This is a genomic window from Microbacterium invictum (assembly GCF_014197265.1).
In the GTDB taxonomy this organism is placed as follows: domain Bacteria; phylum Actinomycetota; class Actinomycetes; order Actinomycetales; family Microbacteriaceae; genus Microbacterium; species Microbacterium invictum.
This window is the reverse complement of sequence record NZ_JACIFH010000001.1, coordinates 2,714,718-2,735,197: the sequence shown is the minus strand read 5'-3', so window position 1 is coordinate 2,735,197 and position 20,480 is coordinate 2,714,718. Positions and strand designations below refer to the sequence as shown.

At 70.2% G+C, this 20,480-nt stretch carries 23 protein-coding genes; 4 read left to right on the top strand and 19 right to left on the bottom strand.

Features of this window, described 5'->3' with window-relative positions:
* Positions 1-62 precede the first annotated feature (62 nt).
* The 12 genes from BKA10_RS12755 to BKA10_RS12700 all read right to left on the bottom strand — a co-directional run bounded on the left by BKA10_RS12755 (position 63) and on the right by BKA10_RS12700 (position 12,125).
* Positions 63-1,472 carry a hypothetical protein gene (locus BKA10_RS12755; RefSeq protein WP_183500230.1) on the bottom strand — a complete coding sequence of 470 codons (1,410 nt, stop codon included), beginning with the start codon at positions 1,470-1,472 and terminating at the stop codon, positions 63-65.
* 1 nt (position 1,473) lies between these two features.
* The gene (locus BKA10_RS12750) at positions 1,474-2,262 is read right to left on the bottom strand and encodes a TIGR03943 family putative permease subunit (protein ID WP_183500229.1); all 789 of its coding nucleotides are present in this window, start codon (positions 2,260-2,262) and stop codon (positions 1,474-1,476) included.
* A gap of 16 nt (positions 2,263-2,278) precedes the next feature.
* Complete coding sequence (locus BKA10_RS12745) at positions 2,279-3,322, bottom strand: permease (protein WP_372491443.1); 1,044 nt, start codon at positions 3,320-3,322, stop codon at positions 2,279-2,281.
* Positions 3,309-3,713: a Fur family transcriptional regulator gene (locus tag BKA10_RS12740; RefSeq protein ID WP_183500227.1), complete on the bottom strand. Its 405-nt coding sequence runs from the start codon at positions 3,711-3,713 to the stop codon at positions 3,309-3,311. Before BKA10_RS12740 ends, BKA10_RS12745 begins: the two co-directional genes overlap by 14 nt.
* Before the next feature lie 9 nt (positions 3,714-3,722).
* Positions 3,723-4,616 carry a metal ABC transporter permease gene (locus BKA10_RS12735; RefSeq protein ID WP_183500226.1) on the bottom strand — a complete coding sequence of 298 codons (894 nt, stop codon included), beginning with the start codon at positions 4,614-4,616 and terminating at the stop codon, positions 3,723-3,725.
* Positions 4,613-5,407, bottom strand: a complete 795-nt coding sequence (locus BKA10_RS12730; RefSeq protein WP_206686930.1) for a metal ABC transporter ATP-binding protein — start codon at positions 5,405-5,407, stop codon at positions 4,613-4,615. Before BKA10_RS12730 ends, BKA10_RS12735 begins: the two co-directional genes overlap by 4 nt.
* 92 nt (positions 5,408-5,499) lie before the next feature.
* A complete protein-coding gene (locus tag BKA10_RS12725; protein ID WP_183500224.1) occupies positions 5,500-6,495 on the bottom strand; it encodes a metal ABC transporter solute-binding protein, Zn/Mn family in 996 nt (331 codons plus the stop codon).
* A gap of 82 nt (positions 6,496-6,577) precedes the next feature.
* Positions 6,578-7,915, bottom strand: coding sequence for a dihydrolipoamide acetyltransferase family protein (locus tag BKA10_RS12720; RefSeq protein WP_183500223.1), 1,338 nt, complete (start codon positions 7,913-7,915; stop codon positions 6,578-6,580).
* A 144-nt stretch (positions 7,916-8,059) separates the two neighbouring features.
* The gene (locus tag BKA10_RS12715; RefSeq protein WP_183500222.1) at positions 8,060-9,040 is read right to left on the bottom strand and encodes an alpha-ketoacid dehydrogenase subunit beta; all 981 of its coding nucleotides are present in this window, start codon (positions 9,038-9,040) and stop codon (positions 8,060-8,062) included.
* Positions 9,037-10,167 (bottom strand): thiamine pyrophosphate-dependent dehydrogenase E1 component subunit alpha, encoded by a 1,131-nt coding sequence (locus tag BKA10_RS12710; RefSeq protein ID WP_183500221.1) that lies wholly within the window; start codon positions 10,165-10,167, stop codon positions 9,037-9,039. Before BKA10_RS12710 ends, BKA10_RS12715 begins: the two co-directional genes overlap by 4 nt.
* 63 nt (positions 10,168-10,230) lie before the next feature.
* A complete protein-coding gene (locus BKA10_RS12705; protein WP_183500220.1) occupies positions 10,231-11,304 on the bottom strand; it encodes a histidinol-phosphate transaminase in 1,074 nt (357 codons plus the stop codon).
* Between the two features lie 155 nt (positions 11,305-11,459).
* Positions 11,460-12,125: a peptidoglycan DD-metalloendopeptidase family protein gene (locus BKA10_RS12700; protein WP_248199264.1), complete on the bottom strand. Its 666-nt coding sequence runs from the start codon at positions 12,123-12,125 to the stop codon at positions 11,460-11,462.
* Between the two features lie 49 nt (positions 12,126-12,174).
* Here BKA10_RS12700 and BKA10_RS12695 point away from each other — a divergent pair, with 49 nt between their 5' ends.
* Complete coding sequence (locus BKA10_RS12695) at positions 12,175-12,573, top strand: phage holin family protein (protein WP_183500219.1); 399 nt, start codon at positions 12,175-12,177, stop codon at positions 12,571-12,573.
* Here BKA10_RS12695 and BKA10_RS12690 read toward each other — a convergent pair.
* Both BKA10_RS12690 and BKA10_RS12685 read right to left on the bottom strand, forming a co-directional pair.
* Positions 12,570-13,874 carry an alpha/beta hydrolase family protein gene (locus BKA10_RS12690; RefSeq protein WP_183500218.1) on the bottom strand — a complete coding sequence of 435 codons (1,305 nt, stop codon included), beginning with the start codon at positions 13,872-13,874 and terminating at the stop codon, positions 12,570-12,572. The two genes, BKA10_RS12695 and BKA10_RS12690, sit on opposite strands and share 4 nt — an antisense overlap.
* On the bottom strand, positions 13,871-14,164 hold the full coding sequence (locus BKA10_RS12685; protein WP_183500217.1) for a hypothetical protein: 294 nt from the start codon (positions 14,162-14,164) through the stop codon (positions 13,871-13,873). The genes BKA10_RS12690 and BKA10_RS12685 overlap by 4 nt, the downstream gene beginning before the upstream one ends.
* A 105-nt stretch (positions 14,165-14,269) precedes the next feature.
* On the opposite strand from BKA10_RS12685, the gene BKA10_RS12680 reads away from it, so the two are divergent.
* Positions 14,270-14,785: a low molecular weight protein-tyrosine-phosphatase gene (locus BKA10_RS12680; protein ID WP_183501198.1), complete on the top strand. Its 516-nt coding sequence runs from the start codon at positions 14,270-14,272 to the stop codon at positions 14,783-14,785.
* Between the two features lie 28 nt (positions 14,786-14,813).
* Positions 14,814-16,196, top strand: a complete 1,383-nt coding sequence (gene purB, locus BKA10_RS12675; RefSeq protein WP_183500216.1) for an adenylosuccinate lyase — start codon at positions 14,814-14,816, stop codon at positions 16,194-16,196.
* A gap of 364 nt (positions 16,197-16,560) precedes the next feature.
* Here the strand turns inward: purB and BKA10_RS12670 are convergent, their stop codons facing one another.
* Entirely contained in the window at positions 16,561-16,935 is a 375-nt protein-coding gene (locus BKA10_RS12670) for an amino acid transporter (RefSeq protein WP_241740157.1), read from the bottom strand.
* Positions 16,932-17,570 carry an acyl-CoA synthetase gene (locus tag BKA10_RS12665; protein ID WP_183500215.1) on the bottom strand — a complete coding sequence of 213 codons (639 nt, stop codon included), beginning with the start codon at positions 17,568-17,570 and terminating at the stop codon, positions 16,932-16,934. The genes BKA10_RS12670 and BKA10_RS12665 overlap by 4 nt, the downstream gene beginning before the upstream one ends.
* A 113-nt stretch (positions 17,571-17,683) precedes the next feature.
* On the opposite strand from BKA10_RS12665, the gene BKA10_RS12660 reads away from it, so the two are divergent.
* Positions 17,684-19,105, top strand: coding sequence for a PQQ-dependent sugar dehydrogenase (locus BKA10_RS12660; RefSeq protein WP_308221573.1), 1,422 nt, complete (start codon positions 17,684-17,686; stop codon positions 19,103-19,105).
* A 25-nt stretch (positions 19,106-19,130) separates the two neighbouring features.
* On the opposite strand, the gene BKA10_RS12655 is transcribed toward BKA10_RS12660, so the two are convergent.
* Genes BKA10_RS12655 through BKA10_RS12645 form a run of 3 tightly spaced genes read right to left on the bottom strand, consistent with a single transcriptional unit; the run spans position 19,131 to position 20,426 of the window.
* On the bottom strand, positions 19,131-19,568 hold the full coding sequence (locus tag BKA10_RS12655; protein ID WP_183500214.1) for a hypothetical protein: 438 nt from the start codon (positions 19,566-19,568) through the stop codon (positions 19,131-19,133).
* A gap of 1 nt (position 19,569) precedes the next feature.
* Positions 19,570-19,986 carry a VOC family protein gene (locus BKA10_RS12650; protein WP_183500213.1) on the bottom strand — a complete coding sequence of 139 codons (417 nt, stop codon included), beginning with the start codon at positions 19,984-19,986 and terminating at the stop codon, positions 19,570-19,572.
* 5 nt (positions 19,987-19,991) lie between these two features.
* Positions 19,992-20,426 carry a helix-turn-helix transcriptional regulator gene (locus BKA10_RS12645; RefSeq protein WP_183500212.1) on the bottom strand — a complete coding sequence of 145 codons (435 nt, stop codon included), beginning with the start codon at positions 20,424-20,426 and terminating at the stop codon, positions 19,992-19,994.
* Positions 20,427-20,480: the final 54 nt, after the last annotated feature.

Sequence of the window (20,480 nt, the reverse complement as noted above, 5' to 3'; positions counted from 1 at the left end):
CCCGCCCGCAGCGCCCGCCCCGCACGAGGCGCCCGCCCCGCCCGCGTCGACCGTCTCACCGCTCATACCGGCGGTCCGTTCTGGCACCATGAGATGTCGAAGCCGGTCAGGGCGACCACGTCGGTCCCGTCCTCGAGCGCCACGATCCGCGTCTCCAGCCGTTCGGGCAGCGGCAGGAGGTACCCGTCATAGGGGTTGTCGACCGCGTCCGGCGCGACCAGCAGGGCCGCGTACCGGCCGCTCGGCGACACGCAGGTCTGCAGCAGGGTGTCTTCGGCCGCCAGTGAGGCGACCACGCGCGCGGCGCCACCGGCATCCACCACCGCCACATCGGTCGACAGCAGGTCGAACCCGTCCACCTGCGCCAGCACCCGCAGCGTCGCACCGCTCTCCCCCGGCAGCGGTGTCACCGAGCTGACCTGCCCGGCGGTGGGGTCGGTCGCCGCGAGCGGCTCCTCTTCGCCGGTCGCGAGGTCGATGACCACGGGCCCCTCGATGCGTTCGACCACCGCCTGCGACGATCCGCGCGCGATGCCGTCGATGCCGATCGCGGTGCCCAGAGCGACCGCTTCGGTGCCCGACACGAGGTTCAGGGCGCCGTCGAAGGTGAGCATGAGGATGCTGTCGGTGCCGGGGACGAACCGCCAGTCGACGACCCGCGGGTCCCCGCCGTCCAGCACCACCGGTGTCGGCGGCGCATCGGCGTCGGCCGGCCGCTGCGACGCCGTGTACAGGGCGCTCTCCTGCCCGCCGTCGGCACCGAGGTCGGCGTCGGTGAAGGTGTAGCCGACGACATCGCCGCGGTCGGCGCTCTGCAGATTGCCGACCAGGCCGTCGCCGGGCAGCGGCAGCTCGCGCTCGTCGCCGCCTTCGAGGTCGGTCACGACAAGGTGCGACCCGCCCGCGTCGATCGTCGAGACGACCAGGTGCGTGCGCGTGGCGCGGAAGTCCTCGATGTGCGCGTGCGTGAACACCGACTGCCCGTCGCCGGCGAGGTCGCTGCGGAAGATCGTGTCCCCGTCCTCGCCGCGCTGCAGCAGCTGGAACTGGAGTGCCGGCGTGGTGAAGGTCTCCTCGAGAGTGGATGCCGGTCCCCCGCCGACCCCGGTCACCTCGTCGATGCGGATCGTGTACTCGGTGTCGTCCCACAGCGGCAGGGCGAACCGCACGCCGACGCTGCGTCCCGACGTGTCGACCGTGAACTCGGTCGCAGGCTCCACCGTGACCTGCTCGGGGCTGACCTCTTCCAGTGACTGGGTCGTCGTGAAGATGACGCGGGATCCGGATGCCGAGATCGCCGCCTCCGGATCCACCTGCACTCCGGTGGTGCGCGGCCCCTGGGCGAGCGTGAGCGTGGCCCCGCCCAGCGCGATCGCCGCGATCACTCCGACCACGACGGCGAACGTGACGATGAAGCTGCGGCCGCGCCGGCGGTGCGCGCGCTCGCGTCGGGTCTCGCTGCGGGTCGACACGTCAGTACTCGTACGGATCGGCGGGCTCGTCGATCGCCTCGACCTCGGCGTCCGCGATCTGGAGGTGGCCGTCGACATCGCGGATGGTGCCGCTCACGGTGACCCACTGGCCCGTCTCGGGCACGTCGGCCGCGGCCACCGGGATGGCCGCAGGCTGCGCGTCGATCACGCAGTGCGTGACGACCAGGCGCGTGAGATCGAAACCGTCGTCGCCCGGTGTGACGAAGCCGGTGAGGACGATCTCGTCGCCGTCGAACGCCTCTGGGTTCGTGGCCGTGGCGAACACGCTCGCCCACTCCCCCACGCCGAAGGACGCGGTGTCTCCGGTGACGGCCAGGTCGATCGTGTCGGCGCCCTGGAACAGCGGCGGCGTGCCCGTGTCGCGCGCCATGGCGATCTCGGCCGAGAGCGTCGCCGGGGGCACGAGCAGGATCGCGCCGACGATGCCGGTCGCGATCACCCCGCCGGTCACGGTGGCGACGGTTCCCGCCAGGCCCGGCCCCACGTGCACGGTCTGCGCCGGAGCGTGGGGGCCGCCGGCGACCGGCGCGTCGCCGTGATCGTGATCCCCATGAGCATCGCCGTGGTCGTGCCCGTGGTCCTCCTCGGCGCCCAGCGGCAGCGCGAAGCTCGCCACCGCGCCGATCAGCAGCACGACGGCCATCGAAACCGCGAACCATGACGACTCGGGGTTGATGTAGAGCCCGAGCTGCCCGCGCACGGCAAGCGCCAGGGTGACGGCGGCGATGGCCGCGGCCAGGCCCACCCCGAGCAGGCGCATCCCGAGCATCCGGGCGACAGAACCCTCACGCAACGAGGTTCACCACCGTTCCGATCGCGGCCGCCGACAGCACCACGATGATCACGAGCCCCACGAGCACCTTCGTGCGGAACGTGGTCCGCAGCAGCGCGAGCATCTTCACGTCGACGAGGGGCCCGACCAGCAGGAACGCGACGATCGACCCGGGCGTGAACGTCGAGGCGAACGACAGCGCGAAGAACGCGTCGACATTGGAGCAGATCGACACGACCATCGCCAGCGCGATCATCGCCACGATCGACAGGGCGGGGTTCGAGCCGATCGCCAGCAGGGCGTCACGCGGCACGAGCACCTGGACCGCACCGGCGAGTCCCGACCCGATCACGAGCGCCGGCATGACGGCGCGCAGTTCGACGACGAACTGGGCCAGGCTGCGGCGGCCGCGCCCGCCGGCATCCACCCCCTCTTCGGCGATCTCGCACGCCGCGCGGAACCGGTCGGTCACCAGCGCATCGGGATCGGGATGCCGGCTGTAAAGCCACCCGATCAGGTTCGCTATTGCGTAGCCGCCGAGCAGGCGGGCGATCAGGATGCCGTCGTCGAACCCGAACGCCTGGTGCGTCGTGATGATCACGATCGGGTTCACGATCGGCGCCGCCATCAGGAAGGTCAGGGTCTCGGGCACCGAGAAGCCGCGCATCATGAGCCCGCGCGCGAACGGCACATTGCCGCATTCGCACACCGGCACGAGCATGCCCAGCAGCGAGAGGACGGCGCGGCGGCCCCACGCGTTGCGCGGCATCCACCGCTCGATGACGCCCGGCGGGATCCACACCTGCACGACGATCGACAGCACGACGCCCAGCACCACGAACGGCAGCGATTCGATCAGCACGCTGATCGACAGCGTCAGCGCGTCCTGTGCCCGTGTCGGAAGAGTGGATGCCGGGGAGATCAGCGCCAGCGCCACGAATGCGGCGACCACGAGGACGCCGATGCCCAGAGCCACGACGGCGCGCCCCGCAGCGCCGGTGCGGTCGGGCGTGCCCCCGGGCGCCGACCGGCGGGTGCGCGTGTCAGTGCGGGACACGGTTCCTCGCGGTGCAGGCCGCACACAGCCCGAAGATGTCCACGACATGCTCGGCCTGGGTGAAGCCGTGCGTGGCGGCGGTGCGCTGCGCCCAGGTCTCCACATCGTGCGCCTGGATCTCGACCGTCGTCCCGCAGGACCGGCAGATCAGGTGGTGGTGGTGGCCCTCGCTCGCGCAGGCGCGGTAGATCGCCTCGCCCTCGGGGCTCTGCAGCTGATCGGCTTCGCCGTTGGCCGCGAGCGCCGCGAGCGCCCGGTAGACGGTCGCCAGGCCGATGCCGGTGTTGTCTTCGCGCAGCGACGCGTGCAGGTCCTGCGCGCTCACGAAACCCTGCGCATCGCCGAGTGCGCTGCGCACGCGGTCGCGCTGCCAGGTGTTGCGCTGAGCCATGGCCGGAGTCTACCGAGGCGTCGTGAGAGCCGGCTGGGCGGTCCGGCCCGCGCGCACCACGCGGTCTCGGCGCGCGCCCACGATCCGGCAGATGAGGTAGATGACGAACGAGAGCGTCGTGATGTAGGGACTGACCGGCAGGGTCCCCATGACGGCGAGCAGGATGCCGCCGACAGCGGCCACGAACCCGAACAGCGCCGACAGCGCGGGCACCGCAATCGGCCCCGACGCGACCCGCATCGCCGCGGCGGCCGGCGTCACCAGCAGGGCCATCACCAGCAGCGCGCCGATGATGTGCACGGCCACGGCGACCGCGAGGCCCAGCAGCAGCATGAATCCCAGCGAGACGGTCGTGGTCGGCACGCCGCGGGCGGCTGCGGCCTGCGGGTCGAGCGAGTCGAAGCGCAGCGGGCGCCAGATGAGCACGAGGGCGATCAGCACGAACGCCGAGATGCCGATCAGCCAGCCCAGCTCGCCCGACTGGACCGAGACGATCTGCCCGGTGAGCAGGCTGAAGCGGTTGGCGCTGCGCCCGTCGTAGAGCGAGAGGAACAGGATGCCGAGACCGAGCCCGAACGACATCAGCACCCCGACGATCGAGTTGCGCTCGCGCGCACGCGCGCCCAGCCAGCCGATGAGCGCGGCCGCGGCGAGCGAGCCGAGGATCGACCCGGTGACGACGTCGGCGCCGACCAGGAGGGCCGCCGCCGCACCGGCGAAGGACAGCTCGCTGATGCCGTGCACGGCGAAGGCCATGTCGCGCTGGATCACGAACACGCCGATGAGGCCGCCGACGAGGCCCAGCACGGCGCCGGCCCACACCGAGTTGCTCACCAGCGCCAGGACCTCGCCGTAGTACGGCAGGCCGCCGAACATCGCGTCCCACACATCCGCCCAGTTCACAGATGCTCCCCGTGGTCGTGATGGTGGTGGGACTCCTCGGCGTCCGGTGCCCCCACGACGACCAGCCGGTCGCCGGCACGCAGCACGAACACCGGCGCGCCGTAGAGGTCGGTGAGCACCGGCGAGGTCAGCACGTCCTTGGGCTTGCCGAGGGTGAACTTGCCGTTCGCGAGGTAGAGGATGCGGTCGACCTTGCCCAGCACGGGGTTGATGTCGTGGGTGACCAGCAGCACGGCCGCGCCGGAGCGGCGGTGCTCGTCGATGAGGCGGACGACCGCCTGCTGGTTGGCCAGGTCGAGGCTCGTGAGCGGCTCGTCGCACAGCAGCAGGCGGGGGTCGTCGGCGAGCGCCTGCCCGACGCGCAGCCGCTGCTGCTCGCCGCCGGAGAGCAGGCCGACCGGACGATCGGCGAAACCGGTGGCCCCGACGGACTCGATGAGGGCGCCGACGCGGGCGCGTTCGGCACGTCCGCGGAAGGGCAGCCCGAACCGGTGCCCGTCGACACCGAGCGAGACCAGGTCGCGGCCCCGCATGGCGGTGTCGCGCGGCAGCGGGCGCGCCTGCGGGAGGTACCCGATGCGCCGGTTGCCGCGGCGGTGCACCGGCTCGCCCAGTGCCGTGATCTCGCCTTCGCTGAGGGGAACGAGGCCGAGGATCGCCTGCAGCAGCGTCGTCTTGCCCGAGCCGCTCGGGCCGAGCACGGCGATCAGCTCGCCGGGGGCGACGTCGAGGTCGAGGCCGCTCCACAGCTCGCGGTCGTCGCGCCGCAGCGCCGCACCGCGGATCTGCAGCGGCGGCGCGGTGCTCGACGGCGGTGCGGTCGGCGGCGCGGTGCTCGACGAGGCGGTGCTCGGCGGCGACGTGCCTGCGGGGTCGGACGAGCTCACCGGGAAAGCGTACCCGCGAGGTCGGCGACGTTCTGCCCCATCCAGGTCAGATACGTCTCACCCTCGGGCACCAGTTCGGTGAACTCGAGCACAGGGATCTCCTGCGCGGTGGCTGCGTCGATCACCTGCGAGGTCTCGGCACCGCCGGTCTGCGCGTTCGCGATGAGCACGGCGATGTCTCCCGACTCGATGGTGCGCAAGGCTTCCAGCAGGCTCACCGGCGGGACGTCCTGCCCCTCCTCGACGGCCTCGCTGAACGCCTCCGGAGTCGCGTTCACAAGACCGGCAGCCTCGGTCAGGTACAGCGGCACGGGCTCGGTGACGAAGATCTGCGTGCCCTGGTGGCCTGCGGCGATGTCGTCGAGTGCGGCCTCGATCTCGTCGATGCCGGCGGTGAACTCCGCCGCGTTCGCCTCGTAGGTGCTCGCATTGCCGGGGTCGAGCGCGCCGAGCTCGTGCGCGATGTCTTCGGCCAGGTGCGCCATCGTGTGCGGGTCGTACCAGACGTGCTCGTTGAAGCCCTCGATGTGATCGTGGCCGTCGTGGTCCTCCGCGTCGTCGTGCTCGTGGTCGTCGCCTTCGGCGTGATCATGATCGGGCTCGGCGTCATGTCCCGCATTGTCCGGGTAGTCGTGCGAGAACGTCACCGCGCTGAGCACCACGGCATCCGTCCCACTCGCGTCGATGAGGTCATCCATGAACGCGTCGTACCCGCCGCCGTTCGCGACGATGAGGTCAGCGCGCGAGACCGTCAGCTGGTCGCGCGCCGACGCCTCGTACGAGTGCGGATCCTGCGACAGCGACGTGATGACCGCCGTCACGTCGACGAGGTCTCCCCCGATGGCCTCCGCGATCGACCCGTACACGTTGGTGGATGCCACGACCTGCACCGCGTCGTCCGTTCCCGCATCGGGTGCCGTGGACGCGCAGCCCGCGAGGGCGAGGGCGGATGTTGCAACGAGCACGAGCGGAGCGAGGGTTCGGCGGTTCATACCCACCACTATAACCGCTATTGATAATCGTTCTCACCACGCGGGTGGCCCTGTCCACCGGCGAGGCCAGGCCACGTCGAGGTCAGTCCAGCAGCAGCGCGGGCTCCTCGAGGATCGCGGCGATGTCGGCGATGAACCGGCTCATGCCGTCGCCGTCGATGACGCGGTGGTCGAACGAGCCCGACACGGTCGTCACGTAGCGCGGACGCACCTCGCCGTCGACCACCCACGGCTTCTGCCGGATCGTGCCCATCGCGACGATGCCCGATTCGCCGGGGTTGATGATCGGGGTACCGGCATCCATCCCGAACACGCCGATGTTCGTGATCGTGATCGTGCCGCCCTGCTGGTCGGCCGGGGTCGTCTTGCCTTCGCGTGCGGTGAGGGTCAGCTTCTCGAGCGCCCGCGCCAGCTCGCGCATGTTGAGGTCCTGCGCGTCCTTGATGTTCGGCACCAGCAGTCCCCGGGGCGTCGCGGCGGCGATGCCGAGGTTGACGTAGTTGCGCACGCGGATCTCGGCTGAGCCATCCTCCTTGTCGATCCACGCGGCGTTGACCATGGGCGTGCGGCGCACGGCCCACACCAGCGCCCGGGCGAAGATCAGCAGCGGCGACACCTTGATGTCGGCGAAGTCCGGCGAGGCCTTGAGCCGCTTGACGAGCTCCATCGTGCGGGTCGCATCGACGTCGGTCCACACCGACACGTGCGGCGCCGTGTACGCCGAGCGCACCATCGCCGACGAGGTCGCCTTGCGCACTCCCTTGACCGGGATCGCCTCTTCGCGGCTCTCATCGAGCACGGGGGTGGATGCCGGCGCCTCCGGCGCGACGGAGATCGTCCGCTCCCGCTCGGCGGGCAGATCGGGGGTCGCGATGTTGCGGAACACCGACGCCTGCGAGGCGTGCGCCATGACGTCGTCCCGGGTGACCTCGCCGGCGGGACCGCTGGGGGTGACCTGGGTCAGGTCGACATCGAGGTCGCGGGCGAGCTTGCGCACCGGCGGCTTGGCGACCACCCCGACCGACGCCCGCACCGCCTCGGTGCGGCTCTCGGGCCGCTTGCGGCGCGACGTGGCGGCGCCACCGGTGCCGTAGCCCACGAGCACTGCGCCACCGGCATCCGGATCAGCAGGCTGCTCGCCGTGCTCCGACTGGCCGGCGGTCACATCGGCCGCGGCGGCACCGCCGCTGATCGTGATGATCGCGGCGCCGACCTCGACGGTGTCTCCCTCGGCGGCGAGCAGTTCGCCGACGGTCCCGTCGAACGGCGACGGAAGCTCGACGAGCGACTTCGCCGTCTCGATCTCGACCAGCACGTCGTCGACCGCCACGGTGTCGCCGGGGGCGACCCGCCACTGGACGATCTCAGCCTCGGTCAGTCCTTCACCGACGTCCGGAAGAAGAAAGGTCTGCGTGCTCATGGTGCTCCTTATGGTCCCCCGGCCCCGTGGACGGCCCCACCCCATCCGCGAGAGAACAACTCAGCGCCGAGAGTACAGGTCTCACCCGTTCTCTCGGCGGCCAGTTGTTCTCTCGCGGGGGGAAGGGTCGCGGGGGCGGGCATGTCAGTAGGCGAGGGCGCGGTCGACGGCCTCGAGAATCCGGTCGGCGTCGGGCAGAAACTGACCCTCGAGCTTCGCGGGCGGGAACGGCACGTCGAACCCCGAGACGCGCAGCACAGGCGACTCGAGCGCGAAGAACGCCTTCTCCATGACGGTGGCCGCGATCTCCGAGCCGACCGAGGCGAACCCCGGCGCCTCCTGCGCGTAGACCATGCGGCCGGTCCGGCGCACCGAGTCGAGGATCGGGCCGTAGTCCACCGGTGACAGCGATCGCACGTCGATGACCTCGCACGAGGTGCCCTCGGCCTCGGCCAGAGCGGCGGCCTGCAGCAGCGTCGTGACCATCGCGCCGTGCCCGACGAGGGTCACATCGGTGCCCTGTCGCACCCGGCGCGACGCGTGCAGCGGCATGGCGCGCTCGGCCGTGTCGACTTCGCCCTTGAGCCAGTACTTGGCCTTCGGCTCGAGGAAGATCACCGGGTCGGGCGAGGCGATCGCATCCTGGATCATCCAGTACGCGTCGTTCGGCGACGCGGGCGAGACAACCCGGAGCCCCGGCGTGTGCGCGAAGTAGGCCTCGGGGCTCTCCTGATGGTGCTCGACGGCGCCGATGTGCCCGCCGTACGGAATGCGGATGACGACCGGCATCTGCAGTGCACCCTCGTGCCGGTTCGTGAACTTCGCCAGCTGCGTGGTGATCTGGTCGAACGCGGGGAACACGAATCCGTCGAACTGGATCTCCACCACGGGTCGGAAGCCGGCCATCGCGAGTCCGATCGCGGTGCCGACCAGGCCCGACTCCGCCAGGGGCGAGTCGATGACGCGCTGCTCGCCGAACCGCGCCTGCAGCCCCTCGGTCACGCGGAACACCCCGCCCAGGCGCCCGATGTCCTCGCCCATGAGCAGGACGTGATCGTCGGCGTCCATCGCCGCGGCGAGCCCGGCGCTGAGCGCCTTCGCGAACGGCAGCACTTCCGCGCTCATGCCTGGCCTCCCTCGAACGACGCCTCGTAGTCGGCGAGCCACTGTCGCTGCTCTTCGACGAGTGGATGCCGGTCGCTGTACACATGCGCGAACATCGTGTCCACGGGAATGCCGCCGAGCGCATTGGTGCGCACGCGCACATCATCCGCGTAGTCGCGCGCCTCGGCATCCACCCCCTCGAAGAACGTCTCGGACGCGCCCCGGCCCTCGAGGTAGGTGCGCATGCGCGCGATGGGATCGCGCCGTGCCCACGATTCCTCCTCGTCGGAGGTGCGATACTTCGTCGGGTCGTCGCTGGTGGTGTGCGCGCCCATCCGGTAGGTCATCGCCTCGATCGCGCGGGGGCCGGAGCCTGCGCGCGCCTCGTCGAGGGCGAGCTTGCTGACCGCGTAGCTGGCCAGCACGTCGTTGCCGTCCACCCGCAGCGACGGCATGCCGTATCCGGCGGCCCGCTGGTACAGCGGGGCCCGTGACTGGGTGGCCACCGGCACCGAGATCGCCCACTGGTTGTTCTGCAGGAAGAAGACCTGCGGCGTCTGGTAGCTCGCGGCGAACACCATGGCCTCGTGCACATCGCCCTGGCTGGAGGCGCCGTCGCCGTAGTAGACCATGACGGCCGCGTCCTGCTCGGGGTCTCCGGTGCCGCAGCGCTTGTCGAACACGAGACCCATGCCGTACCCGGCGGCGTGCAGAGTGTGCGAACCGAGCACCAGCGTGTACACGTGGGTGTTGCCGTTGCGCGCATCCGTCGGATCCCAGCCGCCGTGCGTGAGTCCGCGCATGAGCCGGATGATGTCGACCGGATCGACGCCGCGGATCGTGGCGACGACGTGCTCGCGGTACGACGGGAAGATGTGGTCCTGAGCGCGCGCGGCGCGGATCGAGCCGACCTGAGCGGCCTCCTGCCCGTACGACGGCGGCCACAGCGCGAGCTGCCCCTGGCGCTGCAGGTTCGTGGCCTGGCGGTCGAACGCCCGCGAGATCACCATGTCGCGGTAGAAGGTCTCGAGATCGGTGTCGCTGAGTGCCTCGATGAGCGGGACGTAACGCTCGGCTTGTGGCGTCGGGGCGAACGTGCCCTCCGCCGTCAGAACGCGCACGATGTCAGGGTCGTCGAGCGGGGTCATGGATTCACGCTATCGCGACGCCTATGCACCGGTCTGCATGAGATCGACAATGGATGCCGGAAATCACTGGCTCCGGACGCCAAGGCCGGCCGCGGTCGTCACCACCCGATCGATCGACTCCTCCTCGCCCACCGTGATGCGCACGCCGTCGCCGGCGAAGGCGCGCACGATGAGCCCGGCCGCCGCGAAGGCCTCGGCGACCTCGAGGGCCCGATCGCCGGCGGGGAGCCACACGAAGTTGCCCTGCGCGTCGGGCACATCCCAGCCCGTCTCGCGCAGCCGCGCGACCAGCAGGTCACGACGCTCGGCGATCACACGCACCCGCTCGAGCAGCTCGGGCTCGGCGTCGAGGCTGGCCAGGGCAGCGTCTTCGGCGGCGGCGGTGACCGACAGCGGGATGCCCGTCGACCGGGCGGCATCGAGGATCCGGGGGTGCCCGACGGCGTACCCGACCCGCAGCCCCGCCAGGCCGTAGGCCTTCGAGAACGTGCGCAGCACGACGACGTTCGGGTGACCGGACGCGAGCACCTTCTTGCCGTCGACCGCGTCGGTCGCGGTGATGAACTCGGCGTAGGCCTCGTCGAGCACGACCAGGACGTCGGCGGGCACGGCCGCAAGCAGCGTGTCGAACTCGGCCTGGGTCACGATCGGGCCGGTCGGGTTGTTGGGGCTGCAGACCAGCACCATGCGGGTGCGGTCGGTGAGCGCGGATGCCATCGCCGCGATGTCGTGGTGTCCGTTCGCAGTGCCGGGGACCATCACGGCGGTGGCTCCGGCGACGACGGCGAGGCCCGGATAGGCCTCGAACGACCGCCACGCGAAGACGATCTCGTCGCCGGGACCCGAGGTGGCCTGCGCGAGCTGGTACAGGATCGACACCGATCCGGCGCCGACGTGCACGCTGTCGGTGCCGACGCCGTAGCGTTCGGCGACGCGTGCCCGCAACCGCCCGGCGGAGGCGTCGGGGTAGCGGTTGACGGCGGTCGCGCCCTGCACCGCGGCGAGCACGCTGGGCAGCGGGTCGAAGGGGTTCTCGTTGCTCGACAGCTTGAAGGCGTCGGGCCCTGCCTGCGTGCCCTGCTTGTACGCGGGCAGCGCCGCGATCTCGGGCCGGATGCGCACGGGGATGTCGGTCACGCTTCGAGTCTACGGAGCGTGTGCCGACCGGACACGGGTTGGGGAGATTCCAATCTGGTGGCAGGACCATTCTGGTATGGCCATGACCGTGCGACTTCCGGAAGAACGCGACTGGCCGGCTCGAGGCGGCTGGAGGCCGTAGCCGGCCGTGGACCTCAGCGGGCCCAGACGATCTCGCCGTTGCGCGGCATCCAGCCATCGGGCCGGGGCTCGCCGTGCGGTCCGGTGCGGAACGCGAGCGGAACGCCGCGGGCCGTCGCCCACGCCATGGTGTCGGTGACCTGCAGGTGGACGTGCGGCTCGGTGCTGTTGCCCGAGTTGTCGCACGCGCCCACGCGGTCGCCCGCCCTCACCCGATCTCCCACGCGAACGGCCACCGACCCTCCGCGCAGGTGCGCGAGCAAGACGAACGGGCCACCGGCGCCGAGCGCGATGACGACATGGTTGCCGGCGATCGCGCCGACTCCCGCCTGGGCGCGCGCGCCCTGCGTGGCGAGATAGCGGAGCCCCGCGAACACCGAGCGACGCGCGACGTGGTCGGGCTCCCCGTCGTGCACAGCGACGACCTCGCCGTCTGCGGGTGCGAGGACATCGGCGCCGAAGCCGATGAACCGTTCGGGCGGCTCGCTCGCCAGCCACGCGCGCCAGCCGCGTCGTGCCGAGCGGCCGTGCTCGTCCACCGGGACGAGGTCGATCGCATAGGTCGTGCCGAACAGGTGCGTGCCGTGGCTCGGCACCCGGTCGGCGGGACTGTTGCGCGCCTGCGACCGGCCCCGCAGCGGCAGCGCGATCAGCACGCGAACCTTCGACACGTCGGACACGCGTCAACTCTAGGAACGACACCCTTGACCGTGCCAGACTGGCGACACTATGCGCTTCCTGATCCGCGTCATCATCAACGCGTTCGCCATCTGGGTGGTGACCCTCATCGATCCCCTGCAGGTCGATGTGATCCCGTTCCCTCCGGGCGAGACCCTGCAGATGGTGCTCACGCTGCTCGCCGTGGCCGCCGTGTTCGCGATCGTCAACACGATCATCGGCACGGTCATCAAGATCGTCGCGTTCCCGCTCTACATCCTCACGCTCGGCCTCATCTCGCTCATCATCAACGGGTTCCTCCTGTGGCTGACCGCCTGGCTCACCCACTGGTGGCAGTGGGGCCTGCGGGTCGAGGACTTCTGGCTCGGCGTCGTCGCGGCCCTCGTGATCACGCTCATCAACTGGATCCTGGGCATCTTCCTGCGTCCGCAGCTGAAGAAGAAGCGCTAAGCCCCACCACCGCCCGCGCGACGTGCGGTCCCGCGCTCGGCGCCGTAGACGGTGGTGCTGACAGAGGTCGCCGTGGCCAGCGGCGCGAGGCTCTCGCGCACGGCATCCATTCTCGGATCGGTCGAGGAGTCGAGCAGCTCGGCGGTCTCGGTGTAGGCCTCCATCTGATGCACGTCGAATGTGACGTCGCCGATCGTGCCGACCGGATCCGCGACACGCTCGGCGACGAAGCTGCCCGGTGCGCCGCTGGCGCCTTCGAACCCGCCGGCGGACAGGGCCGACACGAGGTCATCGGTATGCCGCACCGCCACCTGCAGCGTGTCCGCGCCGACATCGGCCTGCACGGGCGAGCCGAACGTGATGATGGTTTCGACCCTGAACTCATGCTCGAGGGCGACGCGCGAGGCGATCATGCCGCCCTGGGAGTGCCCGGCCAGGTGCACGGTGTCGCCCGGCCCGGCTCCCGACGCGCGCAGCGCCTCCACGGTCGCCTCGTACGATGCGGAGCGCACCCCGTCGTACAGCTCGAGATTCGAGGTCATGTCGAACGGCTCGTCGTCGCCCCCGAACCGGGTCCCTGCGATGTAGGCGACGAACTGCCGGGACCGGTCGGGCATCGTGTAGCGCTCGACTCTGACGCGACCGAGCGTGTCGTCAGGCAGGCGGCGGGCGACGTCGGCGACGGTCGCGGGCGCTGTCGTGGCTTCCCGCAGTCGATGCGGGCTCAGCGACACGGGCCGCGTGGGTCCGCGCAGCCGCGCGTCGTTCGGGACGGCCCCGCGGTCCAGGCCGCGGACGCCCACGAGCAGCAGCGGGACGACCGCGGAGACCGCCCAGCCGAACGGCCCGAACGGCAGGCCGGCCTGGACCGACTGCCACGTCAGCTCCCGGTGGCTGTCCGCACGCCATCCTCGCGTGAGCTGCCAGGCCACCACCTGCTCGGGTAGGGAGAGTGTCCCGCTCAGCGCCGCGAGCCGCCCGGTCAGGCTGCGCGCACTCAGGTCGTCGCCGATGGCGGCGGCGGCATCTCGCTGGATTTCGAGTTCGACCATTTCATAGATGGTCGCCAGGGTCCGCAGATCGGCCGCGATCGAGCGGGTGCGTTCGATGGCCTCGGCGACCAGGGCGAGCGGCAGGTTCGCCCACGCCCCCTCGTCGGTGATGCCGGCGGAGATGTCGTGCAGCCTCCGTTGGACCACCTCGCACTCGGCAGCCAGCGACATCAGCCGTCCGGCCGTGTGACGCAGGTGATGCGTGTTGACGGCGATGACGCTTCCGCTGCGGATCTCGAGGTCGCTCATCGCCACAGGTCCACGGGAAGCGACCGCAGGCGCTGCTGCTCCCAGTCGAGGTCCTGGTCTGCCAGGTCGAACCCGTCCGCGATGCGGTCGAATCGTTCGATCAGATCTGTCATGGCGTCGCGGTACCGGTCCACCGATCGCGACTGCCAATCCGTCGCCGCGGCGAGCGCCCGCGCCCTGGCGCGCAGGACGTCGACTTCCCCCGAAAGCGCGCGTAGACGCTCACGCGCGACGCCCAGGCGGTGAGCCGCCTCGATCCACGGCGGAGATGTTGTGCTGATGGTCGTCATGCACCGATCCTGACCATCCGCAACGCCCGCGAAGCGCGTGGCAGGAGCATCCGTGGACAGTTCGGAATCCCGGCATCCTGTGCAGGAGGCGATGGATTCGCCATGATGGAACTCGTGCCCGATGTGCGAGACCCCTACCGCGTGATCTTCGTGTGCACCGGAAACATCTGCCGTTCCCCGATGGCCGAGGTCGTCTTCCGCTGGTTCGCCGCGCAGGCCGGGTTGGGCGACCGGGTCGTCTCCTCCAGCGCGGCGACCGGCGACTGGCATGTCGGCGAGCGCGCCGACGGACGCACCCTCGACGCCCTCCGCCGCCGCGGGTACGACGGTTCGCACCACCGCGCCCGGCAGTTCACGCACGCGGACTTCGACCGCAACGACCTCGTCGTCGCCCTCGACCGCTCGCACGAGCGCATTCTCGCGAGCTGGGCGCGCACGCCCGACGATGCCGACAAACTCGCCCTCATGCTGTCGATCGCGCCGCGCGACGACGGGCAGCTCGACGTGCCCGACCCCTACTACGGGCACCCCGGAATGTTCGACGAGGTGCTCGGTATGATCGAAGGTGCGAGCCGGGCGCTCTTCCGGCAGCTCGAACCCGCCATCCGATCGACGTCCTGAGCGCCCTCCCCTCACCGATCGGAGCCTCGTGACCTCTCTTCCCGCCCAGCCCCTCAGCCCGCTCGACGGCCGCTACCAAGCCGCAGTCGGCGATCTCGCCGACTACCTGTCTGAAGCGGGCCTCAACCGCGCCCGCGTCGAGGTCGAGGTCGAGTGGATCATCGCGCTCACCGACCGCTCGCTGTTCGAGTCGAGCCCGCTGGGCGAGACAGACAGGGAGCACCTCCGCGCCCTCTACCGCGACTTCGGCCAGGCCGAGATCGACTGGCTCGCCGAGAAGGAAGCCGTGACACGCCACGACGTCAAGGCGGTCGAGTACCTCGTGCGCGACCGGCTGTCGTCGCTGGGGCTGGATGCCGTCGCCGAACTCACCCACTTCGCCTGCACGAGCGAGGATGTGAACTCCGCGTCGTACGCCCTGACTGTCAAGCGGGCTGTGGAGAACGTCTGGCTGCCGAAGCTGCGCGCCGTGATCGGCGCGATCTCGGCACTGGCCGAGGAGCATCGGGATGCCGCGATGCTCTCCCGCACGCACGGACAGCCGGCCACGCCGTCGACCATGGGCAAGGAGCTCGCGGTGTTCGCGTGGCGCCTCGAGCGGGTCGCGAAGCAGATCGAGGCAGGGGAGTACCTCGCGAAGTTCTCCGGCGCCACCGGCACCTGGTCGGCACACCTGTCGGCCGCGCCCGACGTGGATTGGCCGGCGCTGTCGCGCGCGTTCATCGAAGGGCTGGGCATCGACTTCAACGTGCTGACGACGCAGATCGAGTCGCACGACTGGCAGGTCGAGCTGTACGACCGGGCGCGTCACGCCGGCGGCATCCTGCACAACCTCGCCACCGACATCTGGACCTACATCGCGATGGGCTTCTTCGCGCAGATCCCCGTCGCCGGGGCAACCGGGTCCTCGACGATGCCGCACAAGATCAACCCGATCCGGTTCGAGAACGCCGAGGCGAACTTCGAGATCTCGGGCGGGCTGTTCCAGACACTGGCATCCACTCTCGTGACCAGCCGCATGCAGCGTGACCTGACCGACTCCACGACGCAGCGCAACATCGGCGTCGCGTTCGGTCACTCACTGCTTGCGCTGGACAACCTGCAGCGCGGGCTGAAGGAGATCTCGCTCTCTCGCGACGTGCTGCTGGCCGACCTCGACGCGAACTGGGAGGTGCTGGCCGAGGCGATCCAGACCGTGGTGCGCGCGGAGATCACCGCCGGGCGCTCTGAGATCACCGACCCGTACGCACTGCTCAAGGACCTCACGCGCGGTCGCCGCGTCGGTGGACCCGAGCTGGCCGAGTTCGTGCAGGGGCTCGACATCGGCGACGACGCGAAGCGGCGCCTGCTGGCACTGACCCCCGCGAGCTACACGGGTCTGGCCGACCGCCTCGTCGACGAACTCCGCTGACGGAGCCGTTCTCTCCGCGCCCCTTCTCACGGAATCGGGGTCGCCCGTGGCCGCCTCCACGCCGCGCACACGGCAACACGCGACCACAATCGTGCAGGCGGCCGCGTGTCACCAAGGCAGGACACGAATCAGGGTCACCTCTGGTCGCCTCCACGCCCGGCACACGACAACACGCGACCACAATCGTGCAGGCGGCCGCGTTCCACCAAGGCACGACACGAATCAGGGTCACCTCTGGCCGCCTCCACGCCCGGCACACCGCAACACGCGACCACAATCGTGCGCGTGGCGACCGTGGTCAAGGGCGCGTGAGGCAAGTGGATGTCGGATCACCCGGCCCGAGGCAGTCACCGGCCCGAGGCAGTCACCCGGCGGCGGGGCCGCCCTTGTCGTCTGCGTCCCCGGCATCCCGAGCCCCATTCGAGCCGCCGGCAGCACCGGCACCACCAGAGGTGTCTTCGTCGGGCAGCAGCACGGGACGGTCGACGGGCTTCTCCAGCTGCGCCGGGTCGACGGCCAGGATCAGCAGCGCCATGATGACCAGCGTCGCGATGAACGAGATCCCGGCGACGACGAGCGCGACGATGATGACGTGCTCGCGCTGGGCGCCGGTGAGGTCCTGGAAGAATCCCATCGAGATCAGGGCGATGACACCGCCGAACACGGCGGCCGCGAACGCGAAGCCGAGCAGCTGCACCGGTTTCATCAGGTCGCGGCGGGTGGGGCGGGGTTCGGTCATACGGTCTCTCCTGCAGAGGTGTTCGCGCCGGGCGCCTCGGTGAGGGCCTCGCGCCGCGGCGAGAAGCCGGCGATGCCGAGGAACACCGCGACGATGGCGCAGTAGCCGCCGAACAGTCCGACACCGATGGTGATGCCGGTGAGCGTGAAGGCCCGACCGGCCTCGGCGATGAAGTATTCGAGGCTGTAGGCCGGGTTGACCAGCAGCAGTCCGATGCCGAGCACGATGGTCAGGATGCCGATGAGCACGCCGTCGCGCGCGGCGGGGTCGCCGGTGCGCCGCCCCCGGATGCCGCCGATGAGCTCGACGACCCCGGTGACGAAGGCCCAGGCGATCACGAGCACGAAGTACAGGGTGTCCGTCCGCAGCGGCGGGAGGCCTCCGGCCATGCCGACGCCGATGGTCACGATGCCGAGGATCATCGGCACGCTGCGGGAGCCGGCGGGGTAGACGAGCCAGCAGGACAGCAGGAAGACCAGGCCCGTGGCAATGGCGAAGCCGCTGAACACCGACAGCCCGACGGGGGCCGAGTGATCGCCCGAGAACGTGATCATGATCGCCGCGAGCGCCGCGAACAGGGCGCGCGCAAGCTGAAGGTGACGCACTTCGAAAGTGCGGGCGGCGGTGGCGGTCACGGCAGAAACCCATCAGGGCAGGCGGATCAGAACCTCTCCAGTCTAGGTCGTCGCGCAGGACTGGCCGCCGGGCGCGCTACCCCGCGCCACCGCAGCCCACTAAGGTGACGCACATGACGACCGCCGCCGCAGTGATCGCGTGTGTCCTTCTTCTCGCCCTGGCGGTGCTGCAGGTGCTCGTCGCCGCCGGGCTGCCGTACGGCCGGTTCGTCTGGGGCGGACAGCACAAGGTCCTGCCGACGAAGCTGCGCGTCGTCAGCGCGATCTCGGTCGTGCTCTACCTGGGCTTCGCGGCGCTGCTGCTGAGTCGCGCCGGCATCCTTCCCGGCGGCGAATCGGGCTTCGTCGTCGTCATGACCTGGATCCTCTTCGCGTACTTCGTGGTCGGCATCGTGATGAACCTCATCTCACGCAGCCCCGCGGAGCGCTGGACGATGGCGCCCGCGTGCGCGGCGCTGGCGGTGTGCACGCTCATCATCGCGCTCGGCCCGACGACCGAGCCGGTGCCCACCACCCCGGCCCCGACGAGCACTGCGCCGACGCCCGAGCCGACCCCGACCGAGACCACCGAGCCTGCTCCCGAGACCCCGGCCGACATCGCCACCGGGCTCGACGCACCGTGGTCGATGGTCGTGGTGGGCACCTCCGTGCTGATCAGCGAGCGCGACAGCGCGCGCATCCTCGAGCTGACCGAGGCCGGCGACGTGCGCGAGATCACGACCGTCGACGGTGTCGTTCCCGACGGGGAGGGTGGGCTCCTCGGTCTCGCCTTCGACGGCGACAGCGGGATCTACGCGGCCTTCACGGCCGCCGACGACAACCGCGTGGTCCGCTTCGAGCTGACCGGTGAGCCCGGTTCGCTCGCCCTCGACGATCCGGCCGTGATCATCGACTCTCTGCCCAAAGCCGGCATCCACAACGGCGGAAGGATCGCGTTCGGTCCCGACGGTGCCCTGTACCTGGGGGCGGGGGATGCCGGTGACGCGAACGGCGCGCAGGATCCCGAGTCGCTGTCGGGCAAGATCCTCCGGGTGAACCCGGATGGGTCGATCCCCGCCGACAACCCCACCGCCGGCTCTCCGGTGTACAGCCTCGGCCACCGCAACGTGCAGGGGCTCGCGTGGACCGACGACGGCACGATGCTCGCGAGCGAGTTCGGTCAGGACGCGTGGGATGAGCTGAACGAGATCGTCGCCGGCGGCAACTACGGCTGGCCGGTCGTGGAGGGCACCGGCGGTGAGGATGAGGGGTTCATCGATCCGGTGCAGGTGTGGGAGCCGGGCGCGGCCAGTCCGAGCGGCATCGCGGTGATCGGCGACTCGCTGTACATCGCGAACCTGCGCGGTCAGGTGCTGCGCGAGGTCCCGCTGAACGATCTGAGCACGTCGAGCGAGCACCTGGCCGGCGAGTACGGGCGGCTGCGCGACGTCATCGCCGGCCCGGACGGTGCGGCGTGGGTGCTCACCAACAACACCGATGGGCGCGGCGACCCCTCAGACGGCGACGACCGCATCGTCGGCATCCCGCTGGGGTGACGATGCGGCCGTCGGGTGGAGTGCGTCAGCTGACCGCTTTCTTGACGAGTGCGCGGATCTTCTTCTCGACGGCATCGGTCACCTCGACCACGGCGTGGGAGACCGACCACATCGGGCCGTCGTCCAGGTTCGCCGTCTCATCGAAGGAGACGGTGCCGTAGCGGGTCTTGAACTTCGAGGCCGGCTGGTAGAACACGATGACCTTGCCGTCACGCGCATACGCGGGAAAGCCGTAGAAGGTCTTCGGGTTCAGGTCGGGGGCCTCCTCGCTGACGACCTTGTTCAGCAGCACGGCGACGTCCCTGTCCACGCCGTCGAGCCCGTCGATCGCAGCGACGCAGGCCTCGAGCTCCTTGGCCAGCTTCGCGGCGCCCTTGAGCCCCTTCGATGCCCGTAGTTCTTCGGCGCGCTGTTTCATTGCGGCGCGCTCTTCGGCGCTGAACCCGCTGCCCTTGTCGGCCATTTCAGTTCTCCTTCTTCTGTTGGATGCGGATGAGGTTGCCGGCCGGGTCGCGGAACGCCGCGTCTCTGACGCCGTAGTCCTGCTCGATGGGCTCCTGCACGATGTCGGCCCCGGCAGCCTCGACCTGCGCGAAAGTCGCGTCGAGGTCGTCGGTGGCGAGGTTGACGCCGAAGTAGCTGCCCTTGGCGATGAGTTCGAGCAGGGTCTGCTTCTCGTCGTCCGAGATGTCGTAGCCGACCCCCGGCGGGTGCAGCACGATGGCGGTGTCGGGCTGCCCGGCGGGGCCCACGGTGATCCACCGCATGTCTTCGTAGCCGACGTCGAGCCGCACCTCGAAGCCGAGCACGTCGCGGTAGAAGGTCAGTGATGCCTCTGGATCGGTGTGCGGGAGAAAGCTGGAGTGAATGGTGATGTCCATGACGATCACGGTACGAGCGCTGCGGCTACCGGCGCTTCTCGATTCCTGATCGGTTTGGTCAGATGCTTGGCGATGCACGGCAGCATGCCGGGCCGGAACGGCGCGCCCTGTTCGCGATACACACTGGGCGCGACACCCACGAGTTGCGAGAACCGCGAGCTGAACGTGCCCAGTGAGGAGAATCCCACGGCGAAGCAGACCTCTGTGACGGTCTGATCGCCCCGGCGCAGCAGGGTCATCGCCCGTTCGATACGCCGCGTCATGAGGTACGAGTACGGCGGCTCACCGTAGGCGAGCACGAACTGCCGGCTCAGGTGCCCGGCAGACATGTGCACGTCGCGCGCGAGCGACTCGACGTCGAGCGGCTGCGCGTACTCGCGGTCCATCTTGTCGCGGACGCGGCGCAGCAGGGCGAGCGTCTGCAGGTCGGGGATGCCCATCGCTTCGATGATTCCATCGACGGGCTCTCCCCGCCAGCGGTCACGCGCGCCCGA